Origin of the sequence: Cedecea sp. FDAARGOS_727, assembly GCF_012273235.1 — a bacterium.
Taxonomy (GTDB): Bacteria; Pseudomonadota; Gammaproteobacteria; order Enterobacterales; family Enterobacteriaceae; genus Cedecea; species Cedecea davisae.
The window spans coordinates 1,287,947-1,306,775 of record NZ_CP050966.1 but is presented as its reverse complement, the minus strand read 5'-3'; the positions used below and the strand labels follow the sequence as shown (position 1 = coordinate 1,306,775).

The 18,829-nt window shown below is 58.1% G+C and carries 17 protein-coding genes; 3 read left to right on the top strand and 14 right to left on the bottom strand.

Translation table 11 applies throughout. The features are described 5' to 3' along the window. Positions 1-2 precede the first annotated feature (2 nt). The 3 genes from FOC35_RS06255 to FOC35_RS06245 all read right to left on the bottom strand — a co-directional run bounded on the left by FOC35_RS06255 (position 3) and on the right by FOC35_RS06245 (position 2,758). Positions 3-971: a TerC family protein gene (locus tag FOC35_RS06255; protein ID WP_172568464.1), complete on the bottom strand. Its 969-nt coding sequence runs from the start codon at positions 969-971 to the stop codon at positions 3-5. Between the two features lie 241 nt (positions 972-1,212). Further along, positions 1,213-2,211 (bottom strand): Gfo/Idh/MocA family protein, encoded by a 999-nt coding sequence (locus FOC35_RS06250; protein ID WP_016534680.1) that lies wholly within the window; start codon positions 2,209-2,211, stop codon positions 1,213-1,215. A 46-nt stretch (positions 2,212-2,257) separates the two neighbouring features. Then, positions 2,258-2,758: a M48 family metallopeptidase gene (locus FOC35_RS06245; protein WP_172568463.1), complete on the bottom strand. Its 501-nt coding sequence runs from the start codon at positions 2,756-2,758 to the stop codon at positions 2,258-2,260. 84 nt (positions 2,759-2,842) lie between these two features. On the opposite strand from FOC35_RS06245, the gene rlmG reads away from it, so the two are divergent. Beyond that, positions 2,843-3,979 carry a 23S rRNA (guanine(1835)-N(2))-methyltransferase RlmG gene (gene rlmG / locus FOC35_RS06240; protein WP_172568462.1) on the top strand — a complete coding sequence of 379 codons (1,137 nt, stop codon included), beginning with the start codon at positions 2,843-2,845 and terminating at the stop codon, positions 3,977-3,979. Here rlmG and FOC35_RS06235 read toward each other — a convergent pair. The 6 genes from FOC35_RS06235 to lsrK all read right to left on the bottom strand — a co-directional run bounded on the left by FOC35_RS06235 (position 3,976) and on the right by lsrK (position 12,325). Further along, positions 3,976-5,994 (bottom strand): NADPH-dependent 2,4-dienoyl-CoA reductase, encoded by a 2,019-nt coding sequence (locus FOC35_RS06235; RefSeq protein WP_172568461.1) that lies wholly within the window; start codon positions 5,992-5,994, stop codon positions 3,976-3,978. The genes rlmG and FOC35_RS06235 overlap by 4 nt on opposite strands. Before the next feature lie 134 nt (positions 5,995-6,128). Beyond that, complete coding sequence (locus tag FOC35_RS06230) at positions 6,129-7,319, bottom strand: cytochrome c biogenesis protein/redoxin (protein WP_172568460.1); 1,191 nt, start codon at positions 7,317-7,319, stop codon at positions 6,129-6,131. Between the two features lie 135 nt (positions 7,320-7,454). Next, positions 7,455-8,759: an ATP-binding protein gene (locus FOC35_RS06225; RefSeq protein ID WP_172568459.1), complete on the bottom strand. Its 1,305-nt coding sequence runs from the start codon at positions 8,757-8,759 to the stop codon at positions 7,455-7,457. After that, complete coding sequence (locus FOC35_RS06220; protein ID WP_016534686.1) at positions 8,756-9,496, bottom strand: response regulator; 741 nt, start codon at positions 9,494-9,496, stop codon at positions 8,756-8,758. Before FOC35_RS06220 ends, FOC35_RS06225 begins: the two co-directional genes overlap by 4 nt. Before the next feature lie 79 nt (positions 9,497-9,575). After that, positions 9,576-10,559 (bottom strand): alpha/beta fold hydrolase, encoded by a 984-nt coding sequence (locus FOC35_RS06215; protein WP_172568458.1) that lies wholly within the window; start codon positions 10,557-10,559, stop codon positions 9,576-9,578. Between the two features lie 185 nt (positions 10,560-10,744). After that, positions 10,745-12,325: an autoinducer-2 kinase gene (gene lsrK / locus FOC35_RS06210; protein WP_172568457.1), complete on the bottom strand. Its 1,581-nt coding sequence runs from the start codon at positions 12,323-12,325 to the stop codon at positions 10,745-10,747. A 170-nt stretch (positions 12,326-12,495) separates the two neighbouring features. Between lsrK and lsrF the strand changes: the two genes are divergently transcribed. Then, positions 12,496-13,386, top strand: a complete 891-nt coding sequence (lsrF, locus tag FOC35_RS06205; protein ID WP_172568456.1) for a 3-hydroxy-5-phosphonooxypentane-2,4-dione thiolase — start codon at positions 12,496-12,498, stop codon at positions 13,384-13,386. Further along, positions 13,383-13,673 (top strand): (4S)-4-hydroxy-5-phosphonooxypentane-2,3-dione isomerase, encoded by a 291-nt coding sequence (gene lsrG, locus FOC35_RS06200; RefSeq protein WP_172568455.1) that lies wholly within the window; start codon positions 13,383-13,385, stop codon positions 13,671-13,673. Before lsrF ends, lsrG begins: the two co-directional genes overlap by 4 nt. A gap of 108 nt (positions 13,674-13,781) precedes the next feature. Here the strand turns inward: lsrG and ygjG are convergent, their stop codons facing one another. The 5 genes from ygjG to FOC35_RS06175 form a co-directional block, all read right to left on the bottom strand. Then, positions 13,782-15,179 carry a putrescine aminotransferase gene (gene ygjG / locus FOC35_RS06195; protein WP_216845781.1) on the bottom strand — a complete coding sequence of 466 codons (1,398 nt, stop codon included), beginning with the start codon at positions 15,177-15,179 and terminating at the stop codon, positions 13,782-13,784. 206 nt (positions 15,180-15,385) lie between these two features. Then, positions 15,386-16,114 carry an ABC transporter ATP-binding protein gene (locus tag FOC35_RS06190; RefSeq protein ID WP_172568453.1) on the bottom strand — a complete coding sequence of 243 codons (729 nt, stop codon included), beginning with the start codon at positions 16,112-16,114 and terminating at the stop codon, positions 15,386-15,388. Next, positions 16,101-16,934 carry an ABC transporter ATP-binding protein gene (locus tag FOC35_RS06185; protein ID WP_172568452.1) on the bottom strand — a complete coding sequence of 278 codons (834 nt, stop codon included), beginning with the start codon at positions 16,932-16,934 and terminating at the stop codon, positions 16,101-16,103. The genes FOC35_RS06190 and FOC35_RS06185 overlap by 14 nt, the downstream gene beginning before the upstream one ends. After that, complete coding sequence (locus FOC35_RS06180; protein WP_172568451.1) at positions 16,927-17,760, bottom strand: ABC transporter permease; 834 nt, start codon at positions 17,758-17,760, stop codon at positions 16,927-16,929. Before FOC35_RS06180 ends, FOC35_RS06185 begins: the two co-directional genes overlap by 8 nt. After that, complete coding sequence (locus FOC35_RS06175; protein ID WP_172568450.1) at positions 17,760-18,803, bottom strand: ABC transporter permease; 1,044 nt, start codon at positions 18,801-18,803, stop codon at positions 17,760-17,762. The genes FOC35_RS06180 and FOC35_RS06175 overlap by 1 nt, the downstream gene beginning before the upstream one ends. Positions 18,804-18,829: the final 26 nt, after the last annotated feature.

Genomic DNA, 18,829 nt, shown 5'->3' with positions numbered 1-18,829 from the left:
GCTTATTGAGCCGAGCTTTTACGGTCGTTACGGTGGTTAACCCAGGCGTTGATTATCAACGTTCCCGCCAGAATACCGCCCACTACGCCCAGAGAAACGGCAATCGGGATATGGTAGAAGTCGACAATCAGCATCTTCACGCCGATAAACACCAGGATAACCGACAGGCCGTACTTCAGCATTGAGAAGCGCTCCGCAACGCCTGCCAGCAGGAAGTACATAGCGCGCAGGCCGAGGATAGCGAACAGGTTCGAGGTCAGCACGATGAACGGGTCGGTGGTGACGGCGAAAATTGCCGGAATGCTGTCTACCGCGAAGATGACGTCGCTCAGCTCAACCAGAATCAGCACCAGCAGCAGCGGAGTGGCGTACAGCAGCCCGTTATGGCGGACGAAGAAACGCTCGTTCTCGATTTTATCCGTCATGCGCAGATGGCCGCGCAGCCAGCGAACCAGCGGCTTCTCGCCGATGCCGGTATCGTCTTCCTTCGCCAGCGCCATTTTGACCCCGGTGAACAGCAGGAACGCGCCGAACACGTACAGCAGCCACTCAAACTGAGTAATCAGCCAGCTACCGCCGAAGATCATGATAGTTCTCAGCACAATCGCGCCCAGCACGCCGTAAACCAGCACCCGACGCTGCAACGCAGCGGGCACGGCAAAGTAGCTGAACAGCATCAGCCAGACGAAGACGTTATCGACCGCCAGCGCTTTTTCAATCAGGTAACCGGTGAGGAAGGCCAGCGCCTGGGTGTCCGCCACTTCGCGGCCAGCGGTGCCGCTGAGATACCACCAGAAGGCGAGGTTAAACAGCAGGGAAAGAGAGACCCAGACCAGCGACCAGATGGCCGCCTGTTTCATGGACATGGTTTGCGAGCCGCGACGGCCCTGAACCAGCAGATCGATAGCCAACATGATGGCGACCACGACCGCGAAGCTGCCCCAGAGGAGGGGGGTACCGACAGTATGCATAATGAGATTCCTTAAAAACAAAAACGGCTAACGTCAGAAGACGCCAGCCGCTTTCGCTTGCAACAGGGATCTCGCCTTCCGGCAAGGTCTCACTTACAACGTCTGCGACGTTGCCCGGCAACCGGATGCTTGCGCATCGTAATGACGATTAACCGGCAATGAAGTTACTCCCCTTTGCGAGTAACAAAATATGACAGGCCGGCGTCGGCGTCAATATCCCGTTACGCTTTTTTGCCGCTCATCATGCCGGAAGCTGCTCTGGTACGTCATCCGCCGGGAACTTCACGCCCGTCTGGCGGCGAATTTCGGTGGCAAGCGCCGAAGTGCCGCGCGAGGTCGCCAGGCCCGGATGATTTACTTCGTTCTCTTCAACCAGCCGCGCAAAGGTCTCCGCTTCATACAGCATAGTGTTGATATGCTGCGGCAGCGTAAGATCCTGCGGTTTTCCGCCGCGCGGGATAAAGGTCAGACGCTGGCATTCCGAGATTTTCTCGATAAGCAGCGAACCGGCTTCGCCCTGGATCTCGCTTGGAATAGCGGAGTCGCTCACTTTAGAGTGCAGCAGGGTGACGTCGAAATCGCCGTAGTTCATCTGCACGCTGCCGTGGGCATCCACGCCGCTGTCGAGCAGCGAGGCGGTGGCCTGAACGGAATGAGGCTCGCCCCACAGCGCCACCGCAGAGGCCAGCACGTAGAAGCCGATATCCATAATCGAGCCGTTAGAAAACGCCGGGTTGAAGGTATTCGGGTTTTCGCCGTCCAGATAGCGCTGGTAGCGCGAAGAATACTGGCAGTAGCTGAGCAGCGCTTTGCGGATCTTCCCGATCTTCGGCAGCGCCTGCTGTAAGGCAATAAAGTTCGGCAGGCTGGCGGTTTTAAACGCCTCGAACAGCACGACCTGATTCTCGCGGGCGCAGGCGATAGACGCTTCCACTTCGCGCAGGTTCGAAGCCAGCGGTTTTTCGCAAATCACATGTTTTTTGTGGCTGAGGAACAGCAGGCTTTGCGGGCCATGCAGCGAGTTAGGGCTGGCAATATATACCGCGTCAATGGCGTCGCTTTGGGCCATTGCTTCAAGCGATGTGAACAGGTGCTCCACCGGGTAATCATTGGCGAAAGCCTGAGCCTGCTCAAGGCTGCGCGAGTAAACCGCAGTGAGCTTATATTTGCCGCTTTCATGAGCGGCATCCACGAACTGACGGGTTATCCAGTTGGTGCCAACCACAGCGAAACGTATCATAGACAGGGGCGTTCTCCGGAAGGTTGATAAAGGGGCACGGGTTTAATCAGGCCGCGCCGCTGAGCGACAGCTGCGTCAGCCAAAGCCGCGTGTCGAATTCTAACTGGTGATACTGCGGTTCCATATGACAGCACAAGGAGTAGAACGCTTTGTTGTGATCTTTCTCCTTAAGATGCGCGAGCTCATGCACTACGATCATGCGTAAAAACGCTTCAGGAGCGCCGCGAAAAACGGTGGCCACGCGGATTTCCGCTTTAGCTTTCAGCTTGTTGCCCTGCACGCGCGAAATAGCGGTATGCAGCCCAAGCGCGTTATTCAGAACGTGGATTTTGCTGTCATAAGCGACTTTATTTATCGGCGGAGCATTACGCAGAAACTGGCTTTTCAACTCCTGAGTGTAAGCGTAAAGCGCTTTATCTGTAGCGATATTGTGGCTCTGCGGGTAGCGCTTCTCCAGCACTTCGCCCAGGCGCTGCTCGGCAATCAGGGTACGAACCTGGGAGAGCAAATGCTCGGGATAGCCGCTTAAATAAATCAGTTCGCTCATGCTTGTCTCAGGTTGAAGGAAAAAAAGGTATACTCTCGCCCCCGCTATGGGGATATCACCAAATTTTACCATCCAGGAGGGCCGATGAGCCAATTAGACAACGGTTTTCGTTCACTGACGCTGAAACGTTTTCCAGAAACGGACGACGTTAACCCGCTGCAGGCGTGGGAAGCGGCAGATGACTACCTGTTGCAACAGGTGGACGAACTTGAGCCAGTCGGCCCCGTTCTTGTATTCAACGATACCTTCGGCACGCTCGCCTGCGTGCTGGCGGAGCACAAGCCTTACAGCATCAGCGACTCATACCTGAGCGAACTGGCGACGCGTGAAAACCTGCGCGAGAACGGCATCGCGGAAAACAGCGTAACCTTCCTCGACAGCACCGCTGAGTATCCGCAGGCACCGGGCCTGGTGCTGATTAAAGTGCCTAAAACCCTGGCTCTGCTGGAGCAACAGCTGCGCGCCCTGCGCAAGGTTGTTACCCCGGAAACCCGCATCATCGCGGGTGCTAAAGCGCGTGACGTTCATAACTCGACCCTTGAGCTGTTTGAAAAAATTCTTGGGCCAACCACCACCTCGCTGGCGTGGAAAAAAGCGCGTTTGATTAACCCAACCGTGACAAAGCCGGAGCTGGCCGATGCGCCGCAAACGCTGAGCTGGAAGCTGGAAGGCACGCCGTGGACCATTCACAACCATGCGAACGTCTTCTCCCGCACCGGGCTGGACATTGGCGCACGTTTCTTTATTGAGCACCTGCCTTCCGATCTGGAAGGCGAGATTGTGGACCTGGGCTGCGGCAACGGGGTAATTGGCCTGACGCTGCTGGAAAGAAACCCGCAGGCGCAGGTGGTGTTTGTGGATGAATCGCCGATGGCGGTCGCGTCCAGCCGCCTGAACGTTGAAACCAACCTGCCGGGCGATATCGACCGCTGCGAGTTTATGATTAACAACGGGCTGTCCGGCGTGGAGCCGTTCCGCTTCAACGCGGTGCTGTGTAACCCGCCGTTCCACCAGCAGCACGCGCTGACCGACCAGATTGCGTGGGAGATGTTCCACCACGCCCGCCGCTGCCTGAAAATCAACGGCGAGCTGTATATCGTGGCTAACCGTCACCTCGACTACTTCCGCAAGCTGAAGAAGATCTTCGGTAACTGCACCACGGTCGCCACTAACAGCAAGTTCGTGGTGCTCAAAGCGGTTAAGTTAGGCCGCCGCAGCTAAATCTCCAGCGCCAGACGGGTGCCCTGCGCGATAGCGCGTCGGGCATCCAGCTCCATCGCCACATCGGCACCGCCAATCAAATGCACGGTTTTTCCCATCTCCCTTAGCGGCTGCTCCAGCTCGCGGCGCGGGTTTTGCCCGGCGCAAATAATCACGTTATCCACTTCCAGCAGCTGCGGCTCGCCGCCGACGGTGATATGCAGCCCGGCATCATCAATACGATCGTAGCTCACGCCCGCCATCATCTTCACGCCGCGAGCCAGCAGCGTGGTGCGATGTATCCAGCCGGTCGTTTTCCCCAGGCCTTCTCCCGGTTTGCTGGTTTTGCGCTGTAGCAGATAGATTTTACGCGGGCTTTTGGGCAGGTGAGCGCCTTCCGGGCACAGCCCTCCGGCATTTTGCAGGCTGGTATCAATGCCCCATTCCACGCAGAATTCGGCGATGCTCTGGCTGGTGGACTCGCCCTGCTGGCTCAGGTACATCGAAGTATCAAAGCCGATGCCGCCCGCGCCAATCACCGCCACGCGATTGCCGACCGGTGTTTTCTCACGCAGCACGTCGATGTAACTCAGCACTTTAGAATGACTAATGCCTTCGATATCCGGCATGCGTGGTTCAATACCGCAGGCCAGAACCACTTCGTCATAGCCGCCGAGCATGGCAGCGTTAACGTATTGGTTGAGGCGTACTTCAACGCCGTTCAGCTTGAGCATCTGGCGGTAATAGCGTAGCGTTTCGAAGAACTCTTCTTTGCCGGGGATCTGCTTGGCGATATTAAACTGCCCGCCAATTTCTGCGGCGGCGTCAAACAGCGTGACTTTATGGCCACGCCCGGCGGCGTTCACCGCAAAGGCAAGCCCGGCAGGGCCCGCGCCAACAACCGCGATGCACTTAGTTTGCGTAGCGGGCACAACGGGCATTTTGGTTTCGTGGCAGGCACGGGGGTTTACGAGGCAGGAAGTTACCTTCCCGGCAAAAATCTGATCCAGGCAGGCCTGGTTACAGCCGATGCAGGTATTGATTTGCTCTGATTTGCCCGCGGCGGCCTTGGAGACAAACTCGGCGTCGGCAAGAAACGGGCGGGCCATCGAGACCATATCCGCGTCGCCCTGGGCCAAAATTTGCTCGGCGGTTTCCGGGGTGTTGATACGGTTGGTCGTGACCAGCGGCAGCGCGACGTGGCTTTTGAGCTTTTTCGTCACCCAGCTGAACGCCCCGCGCGGCACCGAAGTAGCGATGGTTGGAATACGCGCCTCGTGCCAGCCAATGCCGGTATTTATAAGCGTCGCGCCCGCTTTTTCTATCGCTTTAGCCAGGGTAACGGCTTGCTCAAAGTTGCCGCCGCCTTCGACCAGGTCGAGCAGCGACAGGCGATAGATAATAATGAATTCTTTGCCAACCCTTTCCCGAACCGAGCGCACCACTTCTACCGCAAAGCGCATTCTGCGCGAGTAGTCGCCGCCCCATTCATCGTCGCGCTGGTTGGTGCGCGCCGCTAAAAACTGGTTAATCAGGTAGCCTTCGGAGCCCATTATTTCCACGCCATCATAGCCCGCCTCGCGAGCCAGGCTGGCGCAGTTGGCGAAGTCTTCGATGAGGGTAAGGATCTCTTCGTGGCTAAGGGCGTGGGGTTTAAACGGGTTAATCGGAGCCTGAATGGCCGACGGAGCGACCAGCTTTGGCTGATAGCTGTAGCGGCCGGTATGCAGAATTTGCAGCGCAATTTTCCCGCCTTCGCGGTGAACGGCATCGGTTACCACGCGGTGATGGGCAAGTTGGTTTTTATCGTTCAACACCGCGCCGTGGGCAATTGTTACCCCGGAAGATGAGGGTGCAATGCCGCCGGTCACAATCAGGGCTACGCCGTGGCGTGCGCGCTCTGCATAAAAGGCAGCCAGGCGCTCTGCGCCGTCCGGCAACTCTTCCAGGCCGGTATGCATCGACCCCATAAGCACGCGGTTTTTCAGGGTGGTGAAGCCAAGATCCAAAGGGGCAAGCAGCGACGAGTAGCTCATAGACGATTCCAATATGTAAAATTATTGTTATGTGGTCGGATGAGTTCTAATTTAGCCGTCGCGGCGTAAAAGGGAAAAGGGGAGTGCGGCGAATGTGATGTGATTCAAATTCCCACCTCCCCGGAGGAGAAAAATCAGGTATGCGCTTCCTGGAGCAGCTTCTGTATTACCTGTTCTTGCTGCTCATAGTTGCCTTCGCCGAACGAGACATTGCGTAGCTGGCCGCGGGCGTCAAAGTAATAGTGAGCGGGCCAGTATTGGTTGCCAAACGCATTCCAGATTTGGTAGTTGTTGTCGGTGACCACCGGGTACGGCAACTGCCACTTAGCCACCGCTTTTTTCACCGAATCGAGATCTTTTTCCCACGGATATTCCGGCGTATGAACGCCAATCACCACCAGTCCCCGATCTTTGTACTTATTCGCCCACTCGCGGACGTGCGGCAGAGAATGCTGGCAGTTAATGCAGTCGAAGGTCCAGAAGTCGATAAGCACAACCTTGCCCTTCAGCGCTTCGGGCGTTAGCGCCGGGCTGTTTATCCAGGCCGTTCCTCCTGCCAGCGAAGGCATGGCGCTGCTCGGGGCTGTATCGACGATGGGCTGTAGCTTTGGTGCTGCCGTCGTTACGGGGGAAAGCGCCAATAAACGTTGCTCCAGCTTCGCAGCCGCGCCGTTAGCATTTTGTAGTGCCGAAGTGGTGCCGGAGGCGATAAGGACTACCGTTGCCAGCATCGCAACCCCGGCCACGCGGCGCAGCTGCTCCATCAGCGCCATTTTTTCACGCAGGCGGGCCATAATCCGGTATCCGCAGAACCACAACAGAGCCAGCATCAGCGCGCACCCTGAACCATAGGCGGCAAGCAACAAACCGGCGGCCACCGTCGAGGAGCCGGACAGGCCGATGCCGAGGATGGCACCCAGGATTGGCCCCGCGCAGGGGGACCAGAGCAGGCCGACGGCCAGCCCGGCCAGAAATGCCGACAGCGTGCCGCGAGTGCGATTGCTTTTGTCGTTGATGGCGTTACCCAACTGCACGGCGGGGCGCGTAATCCGCCCGGCGAGGTTAGGGAAGATTAGCGTCAGGGCGGCAAGCGCCAGCATTGCCAGGGCGACCCAGCGGCCAACCAGCGTAGCCTTAACAATCCACTCTCCGGCGGCGCTCACCAGCAGGGCAACGGCGGTAAACATGCTTACCATCCCGAGAAAAAGAGCGGCAATTTGCTGCTTCTTGCCCCTAAATGCGGCGAAAAGTAACGGAATGACGGGCAGGGTACAGGGGCTTAATAAACTCAGTATGCCGCCAAGAAAGGCAATCAGAACGGTCATAACACACCTCACGGTTAAAGGATGATTGAATGGCTCGGGCCATTAAAACGTCCTGATGTGTTCGCGGTGTGTGGGGAAATCGGCCTGATTGTCAGTTTGTTTGTCGCCGTCGTGCAGGCATACAGAGCGATACAATCACGCGATCGGCAGGGTAATGCTGGCCTTCAGCCCGCCCTGCGGCAGGTTAGCGAGGGTTAACGAGCCGCCCAGCTGGCCGACGAGTTGAGCGGCAATAGCCAGCCCCAGCCCGGTGCCGCCGGTATCGCGGTTTCTTGAATTTTCGATGCGGTAAAACGGCTGTAACACCGCGCTAAGCTCTTCATCGGGGATGCCGGGACCGTTATCGGTAATCGTCAGCGTGACCTGATTTTCACCCTGGCGTTCCAGGCTCAGTTCAGCGGCAGTGCCGAATTTCAATGCGTTATCCAGCAGGTTGGTCAGGATACGGCGCAGCGCCTGCGGGCGGGTCGAGAGCGCAAGCGCTGCCTGAGGTGCGGCAAACTGCACCGGCTTACCCACGTCCTGGTAGTCGCAGGCCAGGCTGTCGACAAAGGCTCTCAGTTCGATACGTTGCTGCGGTTTTTCAAGCGTTTCTGAGGATCTCGCATAGGCGATGCCTTCGCGCACCAGATGGGTCATGTTGTCGAGATCCTGCATTAGCTTGTCGCGTAGCTCCGGCTCGTCGCTCATTTCCAGGCGCAGCTTCATGCGGGTGATCGGCGTTTGCAGATCGTGAGAGATCGACGCCAGAATTTGCGTACGTTCTTTCAGGTGCATCTGGATCCGCGCCTGCATGGCATTAAACGCTTTGGCGGCATGTTGTACTTCAACCGGGCCGCTCTCCGGCATGGCGGAAGGGGCCGATGCCGCAGGCTCCAGCGCCTCTACTGCATGGGTAAAGCGGGTAAACGGCAGGACAACCTGGCGCACCGCAAACCACGCACACAGCGCTAATAGCAGGAGCTGAATAACAATTACCACCGGCAGCCAGCTCTCAATCGGCGGCATTCTCGGCGTGATATCAATCGTGAGCGGAGAGCCGTCGGCCAGGGTCAAATGAGCCTGAACGTGCGATGCCGCACCGGGCAGGGCGGTAAAATTCAGCGCGTAGCTGCCGCCGAGCGCTTCTTTTAGCGAGTTAATTGCATCTTTTGAACGCTCGTCGACGGGCGTTTTCCCCGGCGTGCCCGGCCCGAGAATATAGTGATAATTTTCGCGCGCCAGGCGCTCAAGCCATCCCGGGCGTTCGTCTGCCGGAAGCTTATCGAGAATTGCCACGCTGGTGGCAACGTTGTTTTGCAGATTATCCAGCATGACGTTTCGGGCGCTGCTCATGCGCTCGGCGGTCGTCAGCGAGAGCGTAAGCGCGTTTGCGAGCACCAGTCCCAGCAAAACGATGAGAAAAAGGCGGTAGAGCAGGGAGCGTGGCCAGAGCCTCATTCTCGCGCCTCGACAATCACCACCGGGACGGAGAGCACGTAGCCTTCGCTGCGCACGGTTTTGATATAGGCTGGCGTTCGCGCGTCTTCATTCAGGCGCTGACGCACGCGGCTGACCAGCAGATCGATAGAACGCTCGAATAGCTCGGCGTCGCGGCCCTGCGTCAGGTTTAAAAGCTGATCCCGGGACAGCACGCGCTGAGGGTGATCCAGAAATACGCGCAACAGGCGATATTCCGCGCCGCTAAGCGCGACAATGGTGCCCTGATGGTCAATCAGGTGGCGGGCTGAAGTATCAAGCTGCCATTCGCCGAAAGCGATGATCCGCCCGGCTTCGGTAACCTGCAAATTAGGCGGCAGGGCGCGGAAACGGCGCAGGATCGCCTTGATCCGTGCCAGCAGCTCGCGGGCGACAAAGGGTTTGACCACGTAGTCGTCGGCACCCATTTCCAGACCGAGGATCCTGTCCGTATCTTCGTTTCTTGCGGTCAGCATCAGGATCGGCAGGTCTTTATGTTTGTCGCTTCGCAGCTGGCGGCACAGCGTCAGCCCGTCGTCGCCCGGCATCATGACGTCCAGCACCACTAAATCGACGTGCTGCTTATCCAGCGTCGCCCGCATCTCTTTACCGTTGGCCGCGCCGCTCGCGCGGTAGCCGGACTTCTCCAGATAGCTGACAATGAGTTCGCGAATGTCGCGGTCATCGTCCACAACGAGAATATGATCAATGTGTTCCACCTGGGGCTCCTGGCGCTAAAAAATGGGGGCTGAAACCAGCTTAGCCGCTCGCTGCAAAACGGCCGTGCTTCTTTTTGTACTACAGCTTGCTGGCATCCACCACTGCCTTAACAAAGGCCTCCGGTGCTTCCTGCGGCGGGTTATGACCGATATTGCCGCTGAAGGTGCGGTGCTCGTACTTGCCGGTAAACTTCGCGGCATAGGCTTGCGGGGCAGGATGCGGCGCGCCGTTGTTATCCCCTTCGATGGTGATAGTCGGCACGCTGATGTTCGGCAGCGCCGCCAGCTTTTCCTCGTCTGCCGCGTATTTCTGCTCACCGTTTTCCAGCCCCTGACGCCAGCGATAATTACTTAACGTAATGGCGATGTGGTCCGGGTTATCAAGCGATTTGGCGCTGGTATTAAACGTCTCGTCGCTGAACTTCCAGCCCGGAGAAGCCTGCTGCCAGATAAGTTTGGCGAAGTCGTGAGTATTCTGCGCATAGCCCGCCGCGCCGCGCGGAGTCGCGAAATAGAACTGATACCACCATTGCAGCTCGGCCTTCGGCGGCAGCGGTTTCTTGCCCGCCTGCTGGCTGCTAATCAGATAGCCGCTGACCGATACCAAAGCTTTAACTCGCTCAGGGTGCAGCGCCGCGGCGATATCTGCGGTGCGTGCGCCCCAGTCATAACCGGCGAATACCGCCTGCCTGATATGCAGCGCGTCCATTAGCGCCAGGGTATCGTCTGCAATCGCGACCGGCTCGCCGTTACGTGGCGTAGTGGCCGAAAGGAAGCGGGTGCTGCCGAAGCCACGCAGGTCAGGGACGATAACCCGGTAGCCCTGCTTCGCCAGCTCGGGCGCTACCGTGGCGAAGCTGTTGATGTCGTAGGGCCAGCCGTGCAGGAGAATAACCGGCTGGCCGTCTTTCGGGCCGAGTTCGACATAGCCGACGCTCAGCACGCCCGCATCGATCTGTTTTATCTGCTTTGAGTCAAAACCAGCAGCTTCCGCCTGGCAGGCGAAAACCACCGAGAGAGAAAGTGGAGCAATCAGTGCAGACAGGGTGAGTTTGTTGAACATGATGTTTTCTCCGAAGCCGTAACAAAGTGTTTGGCTATCACATCATGGGATTGTAGGCGGCGTGTTTTCCAAACCGTCCTTTTTGCATGGCGGCGTATCTGGCCGGGTTCTGGATACAGTGTGATACAAAGCGGTTTGTTTTCCCCCTCGCCCCTTTGGGGAGAGGGCCGGGGTGAGGGGAAAGATTACACCGGCGTTCTTGGCGCAAGCCCCGGAGCCTGCCACATCGAGGTCGTTAAGCCGCTGTCCACCAAGGTCAACTGGTCGGCATAAACCTTCTGCCATTTGCGCTTCATTTCGTTGTACAGCTCGCGGTGCTCCGGATTTGGCGTGAATTCGCGCTGCCACTGCACCAGGCGTTCTCCCGTAGCGGCCAGCGAGTCAAACAGCCCGGCCCCCACGCCCGCCGCAATGGCGCAGCCTAATGCCGTTGCCTCTTTAACCACCGGAACGCGAACCGGCAGCCCGGTTACGTCGCTAAGGATCTGGCTCCAGAGCGCGCCTTTTGAGCCGCCTCCGGCAAACACCAGCGAATCAAATTTTACCCCTGAAAATCCGGATATTTGTTCGAGATTGCAGGCCGAAACAATGGCCGCATTCTCTTCAAGCGCGCGGAACAGCGTCGCCTTGTTGCATTTCTCAGGGTCAATGGAGAGGTTAATAAACGAAGGTGCGGCGTGATACCACTGCTTGAAATGCATTGCGTCGGAGAAAATCGGCATCACGCCGTGGGAGCCTGCCGGAACGCGGCTGGCCATCTCTTCCATCAGGGCGTAAGTATCTACGCCCAGCCGCTCGGCCAGCAGCTTTTCTTCCGCGCAGAAGGCGTCCCGGAACCAGCGCATCGTCAGGCCGGTAAAGAAGCTGATGGACTCCGCCTGCACCATATTTTGGATGATGTGCGGGTTAATGCGGATGTTCATTTCCGGATCGGTTTTGATCGCCGGAAGGTTAACCACCTGCTGCCAAAAAGTCCCGCCCAGCACCGCGGTTTGCCCCTCTCTGACAATGCCCAGCCCGAGGCACCCAAGCTGCACGTCGCCGCCGCCCATCACTACCGGCGTGCCTTTCAGCAGGCCGCTTTCCTCTGCCGCCTGTTGCGTCACGCCGCCAAGCACCCTCCCGGTTTCTTTCACCGGGGAAAGGATATCTGCCCGCAGCCCGGCCATATCCAGCAGGGCGGGGCGCCAGTCTCTGGTCGCCAGATCAAGCATCCCGGTGGTGCCTGCATTAGAAGGATCAACGGCCAGCTCGCCGGAGAGTCTGGCCGCCAGCCAGTCGCTGATCATAGTGACGGTTGCGGCTTTGCGATAAATATCCGGGCGATGATGAGCCAGCCACAGCAGGCGCGGCATGGCGCTCAGGGCAAGCGTCTGGCCGGAAACGTGATACACCTCGGACTCAAACCGGAAGTCGTGGATCTCTTTAAGCTCGCTGACCTCGCGGCTGGCGCGGGCATCAACGTTGGCGCAGGCCCAGATAGGTTCACCGCCGCTGTCGTACAGCACGATCCCTTCACGCATGGAACAGCAGGAAACCGCGCTAATCGCGGCGGAGGAAAGATTGGCTTTATGCAACGCTTCGCGAATGCAGCGGCAGGTTAGCTGCCAGTTGACGGCAAGATCGAACTCCATAGAGCCCGGCACATTATCCACGCTGAGATGCTTCCACTCTGCCTGGCCGACGGCAATCTGCTGGCCTGCGGTATCGAAGATAACGGCGCGAATGCTGCCCGTCCCGGCGTCCAGTGCAAGTAAATAACTCATTAGCATGCCTCTTGCGTCATCCGTTCAATAGATAAACTCTTAGCCATAGCGAGCGATCTGACCGATCTATTTGAATGTTTTGTGATCGCTGCACGGTTGCAATCGCCGATCCATGACTAAGTTTTTGAACACTATCTGTTATTCAAAGACGAATTCCGGGAGAGGACATCATGGCAGATCTGGATGACATCAAAGACGGAAAAGACTTCGGCATTGGCCATCCGCAGGAGAACCGGGCCTTTTACCTGAAGGGTAGCGGCGCGCTGGACTGGGGCATGCAGTCGCGGCTGGCGCGAATTTTCAACCCGGATACCGGGCGCACCGTGATGCTGGCTTTTGACCACGGCTATTTTCAGGGGCCGACCACCGGGCTGGAACGTATCGACCTGTCCATAGCTCCGTTGTTTCCTGAAACCGATGTGCTGATGTGTACCCGCGGCATCCTGCGCAGCGTAGTGCCTCCGGCCACCAACAAACCCGTGGTGCTTAGGGCTTCCGGCGGGAACTCAATTCTTAGCGAACTCTCTCGCGAGAGCGTGGCCGTCACTATGGAAGATGCGCTGCGCCTGAACGCTTGCGCGGTGGCGGCGCAAATTTATATTGGCAGCGAATATGAGCACCAGTCGATCAACAACATCATCAAGCTGGTGGATGAAGGCACCCGCTACGGCATTCCTACGCTGGCGGTTACCGGCGTTGGCAAAGAGATGACGCGTGACGCCCGCTATTTTTCGCTGGCGAGCCGCATTGCGGCTGAGCTCGGCGCGCAGTTCGTGAAAACCTACTTTGTAGAAGAAGGCTTTGAGAAAGTTGCGGCCAGCTGCCCGGTGCCGATAGTCATCGCCGGAGGCAAAAAGCTGCCGGAGCTGGAAGCACTGGAGATGTGCTTTAAGGCGATAGATCAGGGCGCGTCCGGCGTGGATATGGGGCGCAATATCTTCCAGTCAGAAGCCCCGCTCGCCATGCTACAGGCGGTGAAAAAGGTGGTTCACGAAAACTTTTCCGCCCGGGAGGCTTATCAGCTATGGCTTGAAGCAAAACATCAGGGAGTGAAAGCATGAACGTGACGCTGGTAGAGATAAACATTAAGCCCGAACGCGTGGACGAGTTTCTGGAAGTGTTCCGCGCCAATCACGAAGGGGCGATTAAAGAGCCGGGAAATCTGCGTTTTGACGTGTTGCAGGACCCGGAAGTTGCCACGAGGTTTTTTATTTACGAAGCTTATCAGGATGACGAAGCTGTGCTGGCGCATAAGAAAACCCCGCACTATCTGGCCTGCGTTGAGAAGCTGGATGAGATGATGTCGGAGCCGCGCAAGAAGCGGAGTTTTATCGGACTGCTGCCTTAAGGGCTGCCTCTCACCCTGGCCCTCTCCCCGGAGGGAAGATGGGATAAAGCAAAGTGGGAGCTGAAAACTCCCTCTCCCTTTCAGGGAGAGGGTTGGGGTGAGGGTCAATCAGCTTTCCTGCGCTTCAGCCGTTTCATCCTGCGTCACGCGCAACGTCACAAGCGCACGCTTAGCGCAGCCCAGCACCTGTTCGCACTGCTCAAGCGTCAGGGTCAGAGGCGGCTCCACGCGGATGGTTTTTGAGTTATTCAACGTGCCCGCAACCAGCACCTGCTGGCGGAACATCTGGCTGGCAAAGTTATAGCCGATGTCGTTATCGCGGAACTCAATTGCCATCAGCATCCCCTGGCCGCGAGCCTCAACCACCAGATCCGGGAACTCACGGGCCAACGCGCGGAAGCCATCCAGCAAGAATCTCCCTTTCTGGGCGGCCTGAGCGGGCAGATTCTCTTCCAGCAAGTAGTGAATGGTCGCCAGCGCCGCGGCACAGGCCAGCGGGTTGCCGCCAAACGTGGTGGTGTGCAGGAACGGGTTGTCGAACAAAACAGAGAACACCTCTTCTGTCGCAACCGTTGCGCCAATCGGCATCACGCCGCCGCCAAGCGCTTTAGCCAGGCAGAGAATATCCGGCTGCACGTTTTCGTGCTCGCAGGCGAACATTTTGCCGGTGCGCCCCATCCCGGTTTGTACTTCATCCAGAATAAGCAATACGCCAAACTCGTCGCAAAGCTGGCGTACGGCGGGCAGGTAGCCCTGTGGCGGCAGAATAACGCCGCCCTCGCCCTGAATAGGTTCCAGAATAAGCGCGGCTACGTCATCCCCGGTTTTACGGCATTCGCTGAACTGGCTGCGTAACGCGTCGATATTGCCAAAGGGTACGTGGCGGAAGCCAGGCAGCAGAGGCATGAAAGGTTTGCGGAATGTGGATTTTGCGGTGGCGGATAAAGCCCCAAGAGATTTACCGTGGAACGCACCGCTGGTAGCGATGAAGGTAAATTTACCGCGTGGCGACTGATAGGCTTTAGCGAGTTTTATTGCCGCTTCAACCGACTCCGTCCCGCTGTTGCTAAAGAAGCTGTATTTAAGTTTACCCGGGGTCAGCGTCGCAAGCGTTTTAGCAAGCATTGCCCTCAGGGGGTCGAGCAGTTCCTGGCTGTGCAGCGGCTGCTTTTCAAGCTGGTGCTGTACGGCGGAAACAACGGCTGGATTACGGTGCCCCACGTTAAAAATGCCGAACCCGCCCAGGCAGTCGAGATACTCCTTACCCTGGGTGTCGACAAGCGTATTTAAACTGTTCGCCTGCCACTCTACGGCTCCGTAATCCCCACCGGCGGTAACGGACTTGCGATACTCAAGAAAACCCGGATTAACATGCTGCTGGAAGCTGTCGATAACTTCCCGGTTTAGCGCCTTCATCTCCTCATGGCTGAGTGACTTCTTTTCGATAATGCTCAATGCGTGCGCCGTACAGGCAAGGGCCGAGGCGCTGGAAGGTAACCTGTTCAAAATGTGCTCCTGGATGTGGCGTATCACGCGATACACAGGATAAGTATTGCAGGGATTGCGCCAGGTAGCGTTCCGTAAGCTAAATCGGGATAAACCTCCTTAAATATCATGCTGTGCAATAATTAATCACATCGGATTACATTTTGCGTGCTTTCCTGCTGTCGGAATTTGCAGCAGGAAGCGCTGAAGTTCACCTCTATGCACTGTTAAGGGGCAGAGTTTTCCATCCGGTGCTCACCGGCAACCAGCGCAGCGCGGTCGAAGCTGCGTTCAATGACGCCGTTTGCCATAAACGCCGCCAGGTCGGACATGTGGGCAATCACATCCGCATCGTGGCTGACCAGCAAATAGGTCATGCCGTGCTGCTGTTTCAGGCGGTTTAGCAGGTTAAGAATTTCGGCCTGTACCGACATATCCAGCGCCGATGTTGGCTCGTCCAGTAGCAGAATTTTTGGGCGCAACAGCAGCGCTCTGGCAATCGCCACACGCTGGCGCTGGCCGCCGGAAAGCTGATGCGGGTAGCGTTTAGCCGCGTCCGCCGGGAGGCCCACCTGGCTTAATGCTTCTTCCACCCGCGCCTCAATATTGCTCTCCCCGTGGATCTTCAGCGGCTCGGCCAGCGTGCGCCAGAGCGTGTGATTCGGGTGCAGCGAGGCATAAGGATCCTGAAAAACCATCTGTACATCCCGGCGCAGCGCACCTTGAAAACGTTTGCCGGGAGCGATGTTGTTACCCAGCAGCGCCACGGAACCGTGCCACTCGCGCTGTAGACCGGCAAGCACGCGCAGAATAGTCGATTTTCCGCAGCCGGAAGCGCCTATCAGGCTAAAGGTTTCCCCTTGCTCAACCCCAAAACTGGCACCGGCCACGGCGGTTTTTACGCCGCCTTTTGCCGCAAACTGTACGTTCAGGCCGCTGACATTAACGAGCGCCATTCGTTTCTCCTTGCTGGAATTCACCGCGGTTCAGCGTCGGCAGCATATGCCCATAAGTGTCCGCATTCGGTCGGCAGGTCCAGAGCGTTCTGGTGTAAGGATGCTCTGCCTGCGGTAGCTTGCTGGCTTCCATTTCATCCACTTTCTGGCCCTGATACATCACCAGCACGCGCTGGCAGTGTTCCGCTACCAGAGGCAGGTCATGACTGATTAGCAGGAGTGCCATTTGCCGCTGCTCGCACTGTGCCACGAGTAACTCAAGGATCTGGTTACGCAGGCGGGCGTCCAGCGCCGAGGTGGGTTCGTCGGCAATCAGCACTTTAGGATTGTTAGCAAGCGCGATGGCAATCATCACGCGCTGACCCATACCGCCGGACAGCTCACCAGGGTAGCGCGCGAGTACCGCATCCGGCAGGCCAACTGAGCGCACCAGCTCGTGGCAACGCTCGCGGCGCTCTGCGGAAGACAATTTCTGATGCAGGCGCAGCGCTTCGTCGATTTGCTGCGCCACGTTTTTCACCGGGTTCAGCGCATAGCGCGGGTCTTGCAGCACCATCGAAATCTCGCTCCCGCGCAGTTGGTTCCAGGCGCGGGCATTCATATCCAGCAGATCATGCCCCAGCAGGTTCAATTGCTCCGCACTCACCTTGCCGGGCTTACGCACCAGGCCCATTAGCGCTCTGGCGGTCATTGATTTGCCGGAGCCTGATTCGCCCACCAGCGCCAGGCGTTCGTTGCCCAGTGTAAAAGAGAGGTTGCTGACCACACGGCTGCCCGGATAGTCGATATTCAGCCCCGAAACGCTAATTCTGTTAGTCATGTTGCGGCTCCAGTACATCACGCAGGCCGTCGCCCAGCAGATTAAATGCCAGGCTGCTCAGCAGAATGGCGGTACCCGGGATTGCGGCAATCCACCACTGGTCGAAAATGACCTGCATGCCGTCGGCAATCATCGCGCCCCATTCCGACATCGGCGGGCGAGCGCCCAGGCCGAGGAAGCCAAGCCCGGCGGCTGCCAGAATAATTCCCGCCAGATCCAGCGCCAGGCGCACGATGGCCGACGGCAGGCAAAGCGGCAGAATATGGCCGCCCAGCAGGCGTAATCCTTTAATGCCCATCATCTCGGCGGCGGCGAGATAGTCGCTATGGCGCAGCCGCTGAATTTCGCTTCGGGCCTGGCGTGCGTAGGCAGGCCAGGTGGTCAAAGCCAGCGCCAGCGCGCCGTTAACCAGCCCTGGCCCGAGCATCGCCACGAAAGCAAAAGCCAGAATCAGGCGCGGCATCGACATCACCACGTCGGTAAAGCGCATCAGGATCCGCTCAAGCCAGCCGCCGTAATAGCCGGAAAGAATACCGATAAGCAGGCCCACCGGCAGGGTAATGACCGTGACCAGCAGCACCAGGCCAAGCGCCGGACGGGTGCCGTACAGCAGGCGAGAAAGCAGGTCGCGGCCGTAGCTGTCCGTGCCCAGCAAATGATGGGCGTTCGGGGCCTGAAGGCGAGCCGCAGCGTCCTGCCAGTTGGGATCAAACGGGGCCAGCAGCGGGGCAAAAATCGCGATAAGCACCAGCACGGCGATAATCAGCAGCCCGCTGAGGGCGGCCGGGGAGCGCAGCATGCGTCGCAGAAAAAGAGAAAACGGCATTAGCGGATCCTCGGGTCGGTGGCGCGCACCAGAATGTCGGTCAGGTTATTGATAATCACAAACGACACGCCAATCACCAGCGTACCGCCCATGATGGCGGTAGTATCACCGGCAAACAGCGCGGTAGTGAGATAGCGGCCAATGCCCGGCCAGGAGAAGACGGTTTCCGTCAGCACCGCGCCTTCGAGCATGCTGGTATAGGCGAGGGCGATAACGGTAAGCAGCGTGCCGCGAATATTAGGCAATACATGGCGGAACAGGATGGCCATATCACCGGCGCCCTTGGCGCGTGCCAGGGTGATGTACTCTTTGTTCATTTCGCTCAGGCAGGCGGTGCGCGTCAGGCGCGTAATGCTGGCAAGCGAGTAATAGGCCAGCAGCAGCACCGGCAAAATCATGTGGCTGACGGCGTTGATAAACGCGCCTTTGTCGCCGGAAAGCCAGGTATCAATCAGCACGAAGCCGGTTTTGGCTTCGACGCTGTACTGGTAAATATCGTCCAGCCTGCCGGGGCCAGTGCTCCATTGCAGGCGGGCGTAAAATAACGCCAGCATCAGCAGCCCTAACCAGAAAATGGGCACCGAGTTGCCGAGCAGGGTAAAGGTGCGAACCGCTAAATCCCACGGTGAACCGGCAAAGCGCGCGCAGAGCACGCCAAACAGCACGCCGAGTACGCTACCGATAATCAGCGCCAGAGTAGCCAGCTCCAGGGTTGCGGGGAAGGCGGCAAGCAGGTCGTGCAGCACCGGCTGGCCGGTGGAGCTTGCCGTGCCTAAATCGCCATGGGCGAGGTTCACCAGATAGTGCCAGAACTGGACGGGAAGCGATTGATCCAGCCCGAGCTGGTGGCGAACCTGATCGTAAGTGGACTGGCTGGCGTGATCGCCGACAATTTGCAGCACCCGGTCGACCGGTGAAAGGGCGGACAAAGCGAAGGTGATAAGCAGCAGGCCGAGCAGGGTAAGCGCGAGGGTAAATATCCCCTGCAGCAGGGTTAGCAGCGGTCGCCGCAGGCGGTGCGACGAAGGCGAAACTTCGGACATGGGGTACTCTTTTTATGCGCTGAGGG